The sequence below is a fragment of the Aquimarina penaris genome, from assembly GCF_040786285.1.
Taxonomy (GTDB): domain Bacteria; phylum Bacteroidota; class Bacteroidia; order Flavobacteriales; family Flavobacteriaceae; genus Aquimarina.
On record NZ_JBFMKQ010000001.1, the window covers coordinates 958,281 to 971,542 of the forward strand.

Consider the following 13,262-nt stretch of genomic DNA (forward strand, 5'->3'; position numbering starts at 1 on the left):
TGTTTTAATTAATTTATAACAATTATTAATTTTTATTCACCGTTCTAATTGTTAAATTTGGTGTCATTTTCATTTTTTATTAATCAAATAAATAACATATGTCATTCGAATTACCAAAGTTAAACTACGCATTTGATGCGTTAGAACCCCATATAGATGCTCGTACCATGGAAATTCATCATGATAAACATCATGCTGGTTATACGAATAAGCTAAATGCTGCCATAGAAGGAACTGATCTTGAAGGTAAAACTATAGAGAACATCCTAATTAATCTTGATAAAACGAATACGGCAGTAAGAAATAATGGTGGAGGGTATTACAACCACAATTTATTTTGGGAAGTTATGTCTCCTAATGGAGGCGGAAAGCCAACAGGCGAGCTTGCAGATGCTATTAATGCTGCTTATGGTTCTTTTGATGCTTTTAAAGATGCTTACTCTAGTGCTGCCGGTACAAGATTTGGTTCGGGATGGGCTTGGTTATGTGTACATCAAGGAGGGAAAGTAGAGATTTGCTCTACACCTAATCAAGATAATCCATTAATGCCAGGTACTGGTTGTGGTGGCACTCCTATTCTTGCATTGGATGTATGGGAGCATGCATACTATCTAAATTATCAAAACCGTCGTCCGGATTATATTACAGCATTTTTTAATGTAATCGATTGGAACGAGGTATCAAGTAGATATGCACAAGGAAAATAAAAACAAATAATTTTCTCTAATAAAAATAAAAGAGTCGCAATTTTGCGACTCTTTTTATATAGATAAATTACGAAATGTCATAAAATAAAAAAAGGTGGAAAAACCACCTTTTTTTGCCCCAAATCTACCATGAACTTAACCTACTTATGCTATGGCTTTGCTAATATAAAGCGTTATTTCATTGTGAAAAAATGTTTTAGATGAAAGGTCAAAATAATTGTTGAACTACACAAATTAACCATTTTTAACAGCAATTTATTTTTACTTTTTAATAGGCTCTTTCATTTTTGCCTTCATAGAAGTTTATAAAAGCTTTATTCACTACTCTGTTTCCTCCTGCTGTGGGGTAATCCCCTGTAAAATACCAGTCTCCAAGGTTCTTAGGGCAGGCCAGATGTAGGTTTTCTACCGTTTGATATATGATTTTTACTTCGGCATTTACTGTTTTATCGCTTAATAATTCAGCTATTTTATCACTTATTTCTTGATCAGTAAACCCATCATAAAGCTCTTTTACAAAATTTTGCACATCGACATCTGCTAAATTTTCTTGTGCTTTACATTTTTCATATACCTGCTCTACCAAATCGTAGTTTCCGTTTTCTTTTAAGAGTTCTAATGTTGCTTTAAAAGCAACTAGACCTTCTAGCCTGGCCATATCTATTCCATAACAATCGGGATATCGAATTTGTGGAGCAGAGGAGACAACAACGATCTTCTTTGGGTTAAGTCGATCCATCATTTTGATAATACTCTTTTTTAGGGTTGTTCCTCTTACAATACTATCATCAATAATAACAAGACTATCTTCTTGTCTCACAACGCCATATGTTACATCATAAACGTGAGCAACTAAATCATCTCTACTGCTATCTTCTGTTATAAAGGTACGAAGCTTCGCATCTTTTATTGCGATTTTTTCGGTTCTTAATCTAGAAGAAAGGATTTCTGAAAGACGCTCGTCTGTTAATGTTTCTTTTTCAGAAAGTATTTTTTCGTTTTTTTGTTTATTAAGCTCATCCTGGGCTGCTTCAACCATTCCGTAGAAAGAGGTTTCGGCAGTATTAGGGATAAAAGAAAAAACGGTATTTACGGTATCATGATTAATTTCTTCTAAAACCTGAGGCATGAGCAATCGTCCAAGGTTTTTTCTTTCTTCATAAATTTCTGCATCACTTCCTCTAGAAAAATAAATTCTCTCAAAAGAGCACGCTTTTCGTTCTAAGGGCTCAATAATTTTCTTTATAGAAGTTTCTCCGTTCTTTTTAACTATAATCGCTTTTCCGGGATTTAACTCCTTAACCTCATCAAAAGGAACATTAAACACTGTCTGTATGACTGGTCTTTCTGATGCAACAACGACAACCTCATCATCCTTGTAGTAGTATGTAGGTCTTATTCCTGCAGGGTCTCTTAGTACAAATGCATCTCCGTGTCCCAGCATACCTGCCATTGCATAGCCTCCATCCCAGTCTCTTGATGACTTTCTTAAGATTTTAGCCACATTTAATCGTTCTACAATTTTAGGCGAGGCGTCAATTTTATTAAATCCTTCTTTTTTAAGTTGTTTATAAAGTTTTGCCACTTCAGAGTCAAGAAAATGACCAATCTTTTCCATTACGGTAACCGTATCAACCTTATCTTTAGGATGCTGACCAAGGCGAACCAGATTATCAAACAAAACATCATTATTGGTCATATTAAAATTCCCCGCAACAATTAGGTTACGATGCATCCAGTTATTCTGTCTCAAGAATGGGTGAACACTCTCTACACTATTTTTGCCAAAAGTTCCATAGCGCACATGACCTAGAAGCACTTCTCCGATATAGGGTATGTTCTTTTTTTGTAGCTCGACATCATCGGCATATTCTGGATGATCAACTAATTCTTTATTAATCCTATCGTTAATTTGAGAAAAAATATCTTGTATGGGTTGCGACTCGCTAGAGCGAACTCTGCTAATATATCGTTCTCCTGGGGGGGTGTCTAGTTTTATACTAGCAAAACCCGCACCATCTTGCCCGCGATTGTGTTGTTTTTCCATCATTAAATACATTTTATTTACTCCATAAAATGCACTTCCATACTTCTCTTTGTAGTATTCTAATGGTTTTAATAGTCTAATAAATGCGATACCGCATTCATGTTTTAACGCATCACTCATTGTATTCCAAAATTCTAAGTTCGTGTTGTATTCGGGTAAACCATAATTAAAAAAGCCTCAAAACATAAAGTTTCAAGGCTAAATTTTATATCAAGACAATTCTATTTCAAATTGTGTTAATTCTTTAAATTGTTGAAGCCTTTTTTGCACTTCGTCCCTGTTAAGGTTCTCCATTCGTTCCGTTCCAAACTTTTCTACGCAAAAAGAGGCTAAATTTGAACCATGGATAATGGCGTTTTTCATGTTCTCAAAAGAAATGTCTTCTGTCTTTGTTAAATAACCTGCAAATCCACCTGCAAAAGTATCTCCCGCACCTGTTGGATCAAATACTTCTTCTAATGGTAACGCAGGGGCAAAGAAAATTTGATCTTCATGAAATAATAACGCTCCGTGCTCTCCCTTTTTAATGACCACATATTTTGGTCCCATCTTTTCGATAACTCTAGCTGCTTTTACTAATGAATATTCCCCACTTAATTGTCGAGCTTCTTCATCATTAATAGTAATTACATCTACTTTTGTAATCACCTTACGAAGATCTTCAATAAATGCATCTTCCATCCAAAAATTCATAGTATCTAATATCGCTAGTTTTGGTGTAGTAGACATTTGTTCAAGAACACTAAGTTGTACCAATGGATGAAGGTTACCAAGCATCACAATCTCGGCATCCTTATAACTCTCGGGAACTACAGGGTTGAAATCTGCTAATACATTGAGTTGCGTATCTAAAGTATCTCTTGAGTTAAGATCATTATGATATTTACCACTCCAGAAAAAAGTTTTTCCTCCTTTTACAATTTCAACAGCAGTTGTATCAATATTTTTTTGTTGAAGCATTTTAAGGTCAGCTTCAGGAAAATCGTCTCCAACTACAGAAACAATTGCCGAAGAAATATTAAAATTTGCTGCAGAAAGACCAATATACGTTGCTGCTCCACCTAATATCTTGTCTGTTTTTCCGAAAGGAGTTTCAATAGCATCAAAGGCTACAGTGCCTACAATAAGTAATTTACTCATAAAATAGCGTAATAATTTTTTTGCAAATATACGTTTTACTTTTAAGTAGTAAGAGGATTATTACAACACTTATTTCCTTCCAAAATCTGCAGGAATTTCTCCCCAGGCTTTAGTTTCCCATTTTACAATTTTTGTAGTGTATGTATTTGTCTTTAACCATTGTATGGCTCGGTCGACTAATTCGAACATTGCTGCATTTTTTGCACTTCTTTTTAGCTTGGTTCTACACGTTTTTTGTTTTACCCATCCTATAGCAATTTTAGAATCGGAGTAAATGATACGATCGCTGTTTTTCTTTTTTAGATGGGCCAAACCATGAACCAATGCCAAAAATTCTCCTATGTTATTCGTTCCTTGTGCAAAAGGGCCTTGATGAAATAATTGTTTTTCGGTTTGTGTATCCACGCCACGATATTCCATTTTACCAGGGTTGCCACTAGATGCTGCATCTACAGCAATAGAATATAGGTTAGGTTCACCTATTTTAGATAATTGCTCTGCAGTAAGTGTTTTTTTGGGTTTGCTTTTGCCTTTATAATCTTCATAATCTCCATTATATGCCTTTTTAGCGACATCAAAAGAGTCGAAAGATTTATATTTTGCACTTGCATATCCTTTTACAGCAGCCTTGCAATCATCCCATTTGGTATAAATTCCAGGTCGGTGACCTTCCCAAACTACATAAAATTTTTCTTTTTTTGCCATCTTTTAGTTTCTAGTTCAAAGTTTGTTGTTGTGTTAACCCTCTCTGTTCTGTGGACATCTCTCCCAAAGGGGGAGAAACTGAAATTTATCTTTGAATTAAACGTTTAGGTTTTGAATTTCTTAATACTTCTCTCTACTCATTACTTTTTTCTTCAGAAAACAGAAGCTTTTCTATAACGATCGGAAAATTTTTATATTCTAGTTGATGAATTGCTTTGGCAACATCTTCGGCAGAATCTTCTTCTTGTACTGCCGTTTTGGCCTGAAAAATAATGGCTCCTTCATCATAATGTTCATTTACATAATGAATAGTAATCCCACTTTCTTTTTCTTTATTTCTAACAACGGCTTCGTGTACATGATGCCCATACATTCCTTTTCCGCCATATTTTGGCAATAATGCGGGGTGAATGTTTATGACCTTATTCGGAAAGACATCAATAATTTTTTTCGGAAAAATCCATAGAAATCCAGCGAGTACAATTAAGTCTGGTTGGGCATCTTTTAAAACATTTAATACGTCATTAGTGACATAAAATGACTCTTTGTCAAAGTGTAATGCCTTTACTTTCAGGTCATGAGCACGTTTTAAGACTTTGGCACGCAGGTTGTTAGAGAACACATGTGTTACCTCGGCAATTTTTCGTTCATGGAAGTATTTAATAATGTTTTCGGCATTGGTACCAGAGCCGGAAGCAAAAATTACGATACGCTTCATAATATGATAAAGTTGTTAATTAGAGAGCACAAAAAAAATAATTATTATTCAGTTTTAGGCAGCAAAAAAGCCATTTCTTCCCTATATTTGATAAAAACACAAATACATTTTTGCGGGATTATGGGGTTTTAAAATAAAGTTTTTTATTTTTGCCTCCTAAATTAAAAATTAAAATTAAAAATTATGTCAGACATTGCATCAAGAGTAAAAGCGATAATCGTTGACAAATTAGGTGTAGACGAAAACGAGGTTGTAAACGAAGCAAGCTTCACAAATGACCTGGGAGCAGATTCGCTAGACACCGTAGAATTGATTATGGAATTCGAAAAGGAATTCGATATTCAGATTCCAGATGACCAAGCTGAGAACATTGCAACAGTGGGTCAAGCAATATCTTATATTGAAGACGCAAAGTAATAACTTCACAACAAAGTATGAATCTTAAGCGAGTTGTAGTCACCGGATTAGGTGCGTTAACACCTATCGGTAACAATATTGATGAATATTGGGATGGACTGGTAAGTGGTAAGAGCGGTTGCGCTCCCATTACCTATTTCGATACCGAAAATTTCAAGACTAAATTTGCTTGCGAAATCAAGAATTACATTTCCACAGACTATTTTGATAGAAAGGAAGCACGTAAGCTCGATAAATTTGCGCAGTACGCCATTGTTTCTTCTGAAGAAGCAATAAAAGATGCTGCTATTGACCTTGAGAAGGTTGATAAGTTTAGAGTTGGTGTGATCTGGGGAGCAGGCATCGGAGGAATAGAAACTTTTCAGGAAGAAGTAATTGGTTATGCCAATGGGAATGGAACACCACGTTTCAATCCTTTCTTTATCCCGAAAATGATCGCCGACATTGCTCCTGGACATATTTCTATTCGAAATGGTTTTATGGGTCCTAACTATACTACTGTTTCTGCTTGTGCGTCCTCTGCAAATGCAATGATTGATGCTCTAAACTATATTCGTTTAGGACATTGTGATATCATTATTACAGGAGGAAGTGAAGCTGCAGTTACTATTGCAGGTATGGGAGGATTTAATGCTATGCATGCTTTATCTACAAGAAATGAAAGTCCAGAAACTGCTTCTAGACCCTTTGATGCGACCAGAGATGGTTTTGTATTGGGTGAAGGTGGTGGAGCACTTATTCTTGAAGAATATGAACATGCTAAAGCGCGTGGTGCAAAAATCTATGCCGAAGTTGTTGGCGGTGGGATGTCTAGTGATGCATATCACATGACAGCTCCTCATCCAGACGGAATAGGTGTAGAGCGTGTAATGCTTAATTGTTTGAGAGATGCAGGCGTAGAACCAGAACAAGTAGATGCTATAAACACTCACGGCACCTCCACACCTTTGGGAGATGTAGCAGAATTGAAAGCAATTACCAAAGTTTTTGGAAATCATACACCCAACATCAATATTAATTCAACAAAATCTATGACAGGTCACTTACTTGGTGCTGCAGGAGCTATAGAGGCAATCGCTTCGATTTTGGCTATGCGACACAATACAGTGCCCCCAACAATCAACCACACTACTGTGGATGAGAACATAGATTCTTCGTTGAATTTAACCTTAAACAAAGCCCAAAAGCGTGATATTACTTATGCAATGAGTAATACTTTTGGTTTCGGAGGTCATAATGCTTGTGTATTATTTAAAAAATTAGACGAATAATGAATGTTATTCGAAACATATTAAATTCCCGCTCTGAAAAGGACGGGAATTTTTTTTCTAAAATTCAAAAAATTTTAGGATTTAAACCAAAAAACATCAAGCCCTACGAAAAAGCATTTACACACAGGTCACTAAATCTAAAAGACAAAAAAGGAAATGCTCTTAACTACGAAAGATTAGAATTTTTAGGAGACGCTATGTTAAGTAGCGTTATTGCAGCACATTTATTCAAAAAAGTGCCCGATGGTAATGAAGGATATCTTACAAAAATGCGAGCTAAAGTAGTAAGTCGTAAGCATTTAAATGAGTTGGGAAAAGATCTTAAACTAATTGAATTGGTAAGAACCAATATTCCTAAATCCCAATTTGGTATCAATATACACGGAAACCTTTTTGAGGCCTTAATAGGTGCGATATACCTGGATCGAGGTTTTGTTTATTGCGAGCGATTCATTCATGAAGCTGTAATTGACCCTTATGTTGATATAGAGAGTCTCGAAGGACAGGTGATTAGTTATAAGAGTTTATTGATAGAGTGGTGCCAAAAAGTAAAGAAAGTCTTTAGCTATGAAATCTATGAGGATACAGGTAAAGATGAAATGAAACATTTTGCTGTAAAACTATGGATAGATGATAAAGTAGTGGCAAAAGCAAGAGCAACTTCTAAGAAAAAGGCCGAAGAAAAAGCTTCGAAAAGAGCTTATTTTGCTTTTCAATCCAAAATAAATACTCCAAAAGATTAGATTTTTTTCTGTAAAAAAGGTCAAAATATTTACTTCAATAGAAAACCAGGATTTTTTATAGCTAAAAGATACTAACTCAATCGTTTTCGTGAAATATCTTTAGATTTAATTAAAGTCGTTAGATGATTTTATTTGTATATTTCGGGTTAATTCTGAAAAAAAAAATCGTAACGTGACTATTCAGAAATTAGTTTTAGATACCCTAGATGATGATAATTATGAACTAATTGCCATTCACAGTTCGATAGCTTCATACAGATTGGCATTTTTGCTAAATAAGAATTTGAATTTGCAGCTTTTCAGAAAAAAAGAAGATATTAATTTTGAATATGATGATCTCAAGGCAAGTTTTCCGCTGTATCAATATAACGATCATTTTCAATACAATACATATAGTCTTTTAGGAAACAAGTTTAGTGCAAAAACAGAGCCTAAAAAACCTGTTCCTGAAGGATTATTTATGAGTACAGAAAATACGTATGCTATAAAATATTTAATCCCAGAACTAAAAAAAGTAGATTATTTCTTAAAAATAGAAACCGAAGCGTCAAATTTTTCAAGTAAAGTATTACTAACCCAAATGCTTTCTGTTTCACAAATTATTACTGCATATCCTGTAGAATATGCAGTATTAAAATCAAAGAACAACTTAATATTCGAATAATGCCAAAACGTAAAAGAACCAAAATAGTTGCCACACTAGGACCTGCAACAAGTAGCAAAGAAGTGTTAAAAAAAATGCTCGAAGCAGGTGTAAATGTGTTTAGAATAAATTTCTCGCATGCTGATTATGATGATGTAAAAGAGCGAGTAAAAATCATTAGAGAACTTAGCGAAAAACATGGATATAATGCTGCAATATTAGGTGATTTACAAGGACCTAAACTTAGGGTAGGTGTTATGAAAGGTGATGTCATTGTAAATGATGGTGATTCTATCAACTTTGTTACCGGAGAACCTTTTGAAGGGACGAAGGAAAAGGTATATATGAATTATGAAAGCTTTCCGAAAGATGTAAAAGCGGGAGAAAGAATATTATTAGATGATGGTAAATTGATTTTTGAAGTAGTTTCTTCAAATAACAAAGACACCGTTAAAGCCAAAGTAATACAAGGAGGCCCTCTAAAGTCTAAAAAAGGAGTGAATCTACCTAATACTAATATTTCTTTACCTGCACTAACAGAAAAGGATGTAAACGATGCCATTTTTGCGTGCCAACAGGAAGTGGATTGGATAGCATTATCTTTTGTGCGCCACGCTCAGGATTTAATGCAACTTCAAGACTTGATCAAAGAGCATAGCGAGCATAAAATTCCTATTATTGCTAAGATTGAAAAACCTGAAGGGGTAGAAAATATTGATAAAATTGTAGCCTATTGTGATGGGCTAATGGTGGCGAGAGGAGATTTGGGAGTAGAGATCCCGGCGCAAGAAGTTCCTCTTATCCAGAAAAAACTGGTTCTTAGAGCTAAAACGGCCAGAATACCGGTTATTATTGCTACGCAAATGATGGAGACCATGATCGATAGCCTTACGCCAACACGTGCAGAGGTAAATGACGTGGCTAATTCTGTAATGGATGGGGCAGATGCAGTGATGCTATCTGGAGAAACTTCTGTTGGAAAATATCCAGTACAGGTAATCGAAACTATGACTAAGATTATTAGTAGTGTAGAAAATTCTGAGCTCATAAACGTGCCTCAAAACCCTCCGCACATAAGAACAAACAGATTTATTACAAAATCTATTTGTTATCACGCGGCTCATATGGCTAATGATATTAATGCTAAAGCCATATGTACATTAACCAATAGTGGATATACTGCATTTCAGATCTCTGCATGGAGACCGGATGCACATATTTTAGTATTTACGAGTAATAAAAGAATACTTTCTCAATTAAGTTTGTTGTGGGGTGTAAAGGCTCTTTTCTATGATAAATTTGTAAGTACTGATGAAACTGTAGAGGATATCAATAAAATTGCAATGGATCGTGGATTCGTAGAACAAGGAGATATGCTAATTAACCTTGCTGCTATGCCTATTACTGCCAAAGGGATGGTAAACACGCTTCGTGTGTCGCAAATCTAATAGTGTCACAAAAAAATAAAAAAGACCTCATTTTGTGAGGTCTTTTTTTATGTTGATTCATTTAAAAATATAGACTCTAAGTCTTTTATTGTAACTGGTTTTATAAGATAATCCTTAACAGAGTTAATGTTTTTTGCTCTTTCTACATCAACGGGATTGATAGATGAACTTACTATATAAAGGGTAATTGTTTTTCCGAAATTATTTTTGATTTTAATAAAATTCTCTAGAAATTCCCATCCGTCCATGACTGGCATGTTTAAATCTAAAAAGATAATCTCGGGTATTGCAGTTTGATCTAAGTTGGTAAGAATTGCTTCAAAATAATTAAGGGCATCTTTTCCGTTTTGAAATACCATTAAATTTTGGCAAAGATTTTTTGCTTCGATAATCTTTTTTACAAGATTCACATACATACTATCGTCATCAATGATGCATGCTAATCCAATTTTGTGACTCATTTTGCGGGGATGTTAGTTTTTTAAAATTCAACTATAAATGTAGTTCCTGTATCAACTTCACTTTCTACGGTAATTTTACCATTTAATGACTCTATCTGGTTTTTGGTTAAAAACAATCCTATTCCAACGGCATCCTTATTGTAATGAAAGGTCTTATACATTCCGAATATTTTATCTCCAAATAGCTTCATGTCTATTCCTTTTCCATTATCCGAAACCTTTAAATATCGATTATTTCCTTCGATATATGTAGTAATGTGTATAACTGGATCTCTATCTGGGTGTTTATATTTAATAGCATTCGTTATGAGGTTTAATAGAATACTCTCTAAATATGCAGGAATGTATTTAATTTCTTCAAATTCTTTAAAATTAGCTTCGATTTTAGCCTTGCTTTTAGAAACCATTCGGCCTATACCATTAATAACTAGATTTAAAGCATTCTGAAATTTAACCAGCTTTCTTTCCTCATGTCTATTGGTATGGATAGTAACGATCTCATTAAGGTGTTCGATAGTTGTATTTAGACTAGAGGATATTTGTTTGATTTCATCTATTAGCGCAATTTTTTCTTCTGGGTTATCGATGCCTTCTATGAGTTGAACCAGTAACGATAAATTGCTGGTATGGGATCTTAAGTTATGCGATACGATATGCGCAAAGTTAAATAACCTAGAATTCTGAGAAGCTATTATATCTATAGATTTTTGAAGCCTTAATTCTTTAGTTTTTATATCATCTATGTCTTGAAAAACACCTCGTATTCCTATAATCTCTTTGTTTTCATTGTATACCGGTTTTCCTATTGCTCTTACCCAAAATACTCTTTTGTTAGCCGTAACCATTTTGATTTCGGTATTAAAAGGTGTGCCCACCATTGCACAATTAAAAAACAAGTCTGCCGCTTGTTGTCTGGAGTCTTCTGCATAATAAATGGCAGAATCTTTAAGAGAAGGGATGTAATCATCTGGGTATTCTAGAATTCTTCTGGTTTCAAAATCCCAATAACTTTTCCTTTTATGAAAGTCTACATACCAGCTACCTGTGGCGGTCATTTGGGCAGTTTCTTTATAGTAGAAATTGTCTTTCGTAATATTTTGCTCTGGCTCTAACTTTATTTCGAAAAAAAAGATAAGATTAACTTCAGATTTTATGTTTACAGGTAATTCATCATTCGTAGCACATCTAAACAGTTTGTACTCTCCTTGTTTTGAAAGAATTCTAATATGCTGTTTAAAATTTATACTATTCTTTCTATAGTTGAGAAAATTGTCTCTAAATACATCTACATCTTCTTTATGAAGTAAATGTCCCAAAAAATAGTCAAGAGTTGAGGATAATTCTTCTTTTGAATACCCTATGGTATCATAGAATTTTTCTGACCAAACTTCTCTATCGGGATCACCATATAACTCCCAATATCCTGCATTGAAATCCTGTATTACATTGTTAAAAAGTTCATTCTGAAGCATTAAAGAATAATTAAACAAACAAGATAAGAATTTCTTAGGTATTCTCTTCAATTCTATCTAGTCTGATTGACAAGGCTTTGGTAGAAATCTGAACTTCGATAAATGATAAAAAAAGCGAAATCATAAGGCAAAATAAACTAATCCCAAATACAATATTAGCCCAATTGTTTTGCTCTACATATAACAAAAACATGGTGATCACGCTGGTAAGAAAGCTAATAATTGCTATGGCCTGCATATTTCTAATCAACCATAGTCTTTTTCGAAGATTTGTGATTTGTAGTCTTATGTTTTTAGATTTTGAATCTAAATATTCTTTGTGCAATTGCCTGATCAATGCGGCAATAGCCAAATATCTTGCGTTATATGCTAACATAGTTAGAGATATTGCAGGAAACAGCAATGCCGGAATGCTCATGGTAAGGGTCATAATACGAGTTTTTTAATTGCCTCTAATATAAATTAAAAGACAACACAAATGTCAATTTGTAGGGACAAGTATCTATTCAATCCGTTAATGCATCAAGGCTTAATGCTTTAGCTGTAAGTAGTTTAATTCAAAAAGATGGGACATGTATAATTTTTTGAAGTTCTACGTTTTTTATACTTTCAATACATAAATAAACACAAAAATCTTTTTTTTATGAAATCAACTCTTAAAACAATTGAAAAAAAGGCATTAGCAAAAATTATTGGGGGAGGTATAGGTACTTCTACAACAGGAAACCTATTTACTCATAAACAGATCAATTTGTTTATGAGGTTAGATAATACGCAGACATCTCCTTGATTTTTTGTAAAAATATGTTGTGGACAATAAGTAGGTAAGGCATTTTTTAAACGGAATACGAAAATTACCCCTTTGTTGCCCTATGTTTTTAATTACTTTAAACCCTGTGATAATTAATTGTCACAGGGTTTAAATTATAAGTGCAGTCCTTATTATTTTCTGTTCGGGTTTCTTTTGGATATAGCAAAAAAAGAATCTTTTTCTATTGCCCAATCACATACTATACACCAGTTTTTCTTTATATTCTGAAGGTGTCATTCTGGTAAACTTTTTGAATGTTCTGTAGAATACTGATTTAGAATTAAACCCAGCTTCAAGACCAATAGAAAGTAAGGTATATTTTTCATATTGATTATTATCCAGCATTTGCTTGATTTCATCAACTCTAAGCTTGCCAATTATTTCGCAAAATGTTTTTCCGGTATTCTTGTTAATGATTTGAGATAAATAATTGGCACTTATATTAAGCTTGTCTGCAACAATATCAAGATTCAATGCTGGATTTAAATGAATTTTTTCAGTCTTAAGTAGCGTAATAAAATTATTAAAATGAGCATTATGTGTGTACATAGCATTATTATTTTAATATTCAACATCAGAAAAAAACTTCCTTTTATTTGTTAAACCAAGGCGCATAATAGTGAGTAATAAAAAATCCTTTGTGAATAATAGAGTGTATAGGTTAATAAAGGTTTCATGC

At 33.9% G+C, this 13,262-nt stretch carries 15 protein-coding genes; 7 read left to right on the top strand and 8 right to left on the bottom strand.

Features of this window, described 5'->3' with window-relative positions:
• The first annotated feature begins 98 nt into the window (after positions 1-98).
• A complete protein-coding gene (locus tag ABW637_RS03805) occupies positions 99-707 on the top strand; it encodes a superoxide dismutase (protein WP_367583304.1) in 609 nt (202 codons plus the stop codon).
• A gap of 268 nt (positions 708-975) precedes the next feature.
• Here ABW637_RS03805 and ABW637_RS03810 read toward each other — a convergent pair whose 3' ends face one another.
• The 4 genes from ABW637_RS03810 to purN all read right to left on the bottom strand — a co-directional run bounded on the left by ABW637_RS03810 (position 976) and on the right by purN (position 5,317).
• The gene (locus ABW637_RS03810) at positions 976-2,874 is read right to left on the bottom strand and encodes an amidophosphoribosyltransferase (RefSeq protein ID WP_367583305.1); all 1,899 of its coding nucleotides are present in this window, start codon (positions 2,872-2,874) and stop codon (positions 976-978) included.
• Between the two features lie 90 nt (positions 2,875-2,964).
• Positions 2,965-3,894, bottom strand: coding sequence for a PfkB family carbohydrate kinase (locus ABW637_RS03815; protein WP_367583306.1), 930 nt, complete (start codon positions 3,892-3,894; stop codon positions 2,965-2,967).
• A 69-nt stretch (positions 3,895-3,963) separates the two neighbouring features.
• Positions 3,964-4,599, bottom strand: coding sequence for a ribonuclease H1 domain-containing protein (locus tag ABW637_RS03820; protein ID WP_367583307.1), 636 nt, complete (start codon positions 4,597-4,599; stop codon positions 3,964-3,966).
• 133 nt (positions 4,600-4,732) lie between these two features.
• On the bottom strand, positions 4,733-5,317 hold the full coding sequence (gene purN, locus ABW637_RS03825) for a phosphoribosylglycinamide formyltransferase (RefSeq protein WP_367583308.1): 585 nt from the start codon (positions 5,315-5,317) through the stop codon (positions 4,733-4,735).
• Positions 5,318-5,500: 183 nt separating this feature from the next.
• Between purN and ABW637_RS03830 the strand changes: the two genes are divergently transcribed.
• The 5 genes from ABW637_RS03830 to pyk all read left to right on the top strand — a co-directional run bounded on the left by ABW637_RS03830 (position 5,501) and on the right by pyk (position 9,839).
• A complete protein-coding gene (locus ABW637_RS03830; protein WP_024768509.1) occupies positions 5,501-5,734 on the top strand; it encodes an acyl carrier protein in 234 nt (77 codons plus the stop codon).
• Between the two features lie 17 nt (positions 5,735-5,751).
• A complete protein-coding gene (fabF, locus tag ABW637_RS03835) occupies positions 5,752-7,005 on the top strand; it encodes a beta-ketoacyl-ACP synthase II (protein WP_367583309.1) in 1,254 nt (417 codons plus the stop codon).
• The gene (rnc, locus tag ABW637_RS03840) at positions 7,005-7,748 is read left to right on the top strand and encodes a ribonuclease III (RefSeq protein WP_367583310.1); all 744 of its coding nucleotides are present in this window, start codon (positions 7,005-7,007) and stop codon (positions 7,746-7,748) included. The genes fabF and rnc overlap by 1 nt, the downstream gene beginning before the upstream one ends.
• A gap of 172 nt (positions 7,749-7,920) precedes the next feature.
• Complete coding sequence (locus ABW637_RS03845; protein ID WP_367583311.1) at positions 7,921-8,412, top strand: IPExxxVDY family protein; 492 nt, start codon at positions 7,921-7,923, stop codon at positions 8,410-8,412.
• The gene (pyk, locus tag ABW637_RS03850; protein WP_367583312.1) at positions 8,412-9,839 is read left to right on the top strand and encodes a pyruvate kinase; all 1,428 of its coding nucleotides are present in this window, start codon (positions 8,412-8,414) and stop codon (positions 9,837-9,839) included. The genes ABW637_RS03845 and pyk overlap by 1 nt, the downstream gene beginning before the upstream one ends.
• 47 nt (positions 9,840-9,886) lie before the next feature.
• Here pyk and ABW637_RS03855 read toward each other — a convergent pair whose 3' ends face one another.
• The 3 genes from ABW637_RS03855 to ABW637_RS03865 are packed head-to-tail and all read right to left on the bottom strand — an operon-like array spanning position 9,887 to position 12,202.
• Positions 9,887-10,300, bottom strand: coding sequence for a response regulator (locus tag ABW637_RS03855; protein WP_367583313.1), 414 nt, complete (start codon positions 10,298-10,300; stop codon positions 9,887-9,889).
• A gap of 20 nt (positions 10,301-10,320) precedes the next feature.
• Positions 10,321-11,823 (bottom strand): PAS domain-containing sensor histidine kinase, encoded by a 1,503-nt coding sequence (locus ABW637_RS03860; RefSeq protein WP_367583314.1) that lies wholly within the window; start codon positions 11,821-11,823, stop codon positions 10,321-10,323.
• Positions 11,807-12,202, bottom strand: coding sequence for a DUF2721 domain-containing protein (locus ABW637_RS03865; protein WP_367583315.1), 396 nt, complete (start codon positions 12,200-12,202; stop codon positions 11,807-11,809). The genes ABW637_RS03860 and ABW637_RS03865 overlap by 17 nt, the downstream gene beginning before the upstream one ends.
• Before the next feature lie 213 nt (positions 12,203-12,415).
• On the opposite strand from ABW637_RS03865, the gene ABW637_RS03870 reads away from it, so the two are divergent.
• The gene (locus ABW637_RS03870; protein ID WP_367583316.1) at positions 12,416-12,562 is read left to right on the top strand and encodes a bacteriocin; all 147 of its coding nucleotides are present in this window, start codon (positions 12,416-12,418) and stop codon (positions 12,560-12,562) included.
• 213 nt (positions 12,563-12,775) lie between these two features.
• On the opposite strand, the gene ABW637_RS03875 is transcribed toward ABW637_RS03870, so the two are convergent.
• Complete coding sequence (locus ABW637_RS03875) at positions 12,776-13,132, bottom strand: helix-turn-helix domain-containing protein (protein WP_367583317.1); 357 nt, start codon at positions 13,130-13,132, stop codon at positions 12,776-12,778.
• Positions 13,133-13,262 lie beyond the last annotated feature (130 nt).

Bases quoted from the DNA above. Each gene is read 5' to 3' on its own strand.
- purN (WP_367583308.1), bottom strand. From the start codon at position 5,317: ATGAAGCGTATCGTAATTTTTGCTTCCGGCTCTGGTACCAATGCCGAA.
- ABW637_RS03820 (WP_367583307.1), bottom strand. From the start codon at position 4,599: ATGGCAAAAAAAGAAAAATTTTATGTAGTTTGGGAAGGTCACCGACCT.
- ABW637_RS03870 (WP_367583316.1), top strand. From the start codon at position 12,416: ATGAAATCAACTCTTAAAACAATTGAAAAAAAGGCATTAGCAAAAATT.
- ABW637_RS03855 (WP_367583313.1), bottom strand. From the start codon at position 10,300: ATGAGTCACAAAATTGGATTAGCATGCATCATTGATGACGATAGTATG.
- pyk (WP_367583312.1), top strand. From the start codon at position 8,412: ATGCCAAAACGTAAAAGAACCAAAATAGTTGCCACACTAGGACCTGCA.
- ABW637_RS03805 (WP_367583304.1), top strand. From the start codon at position 99: ATGTCATTCGAATTACCAAAGTTAAACTACGCATTTGATGCGTTAGAA.
- fabF (WP_367583309.1), top strand. From the start codon at position 5,752: ATGAATCTTAAGCGAGTTGTAGTCACCGGATTAGGTGCGTTAACACCT.
- ABW637_RS03815 (WP_367583306.1), bottom strand. From the start codon at position 3,894: ATGAGTAAATTACTTATTGTAGGCACTGTAGCCTTTGATGCTATTGAA.
- ABW637_RS03830 (WP_024768509.1), top strand. From the start codon at position 5,501: ATGTCAGACATTGCATCAAGAGTAAAAGCGATAATCGTTGACAAATTA.
- ABW637_RS03865 (WP_367583315.1), bottom strand. From the start codon at position 12,202: ATGACCCTTACCATGAGCATTCCGGCATTGCTGTTTCCTGCAATATCT.
- ABW637_RS03810 (WP_367583305.1), bottom strand. From the start codon at position 2,874: ATGAGTGATGCGTTAAAACATGAATGCGGTATCGCATTTATTAGACTA.
- ABW637_RS03875 (WP_367583317.1), bottom strand. From the start codon at position 13,132: ATGTACACACATAATGCTCATTTTAATAATTTTATTACGCTACTTAAG.
- rnc (WP_367583310.1), top strand. From the start codon at position 7,005: ATGAATGTTATTCGAAACATATTAAATTCCCGCTCTGAAAAGGACGGG.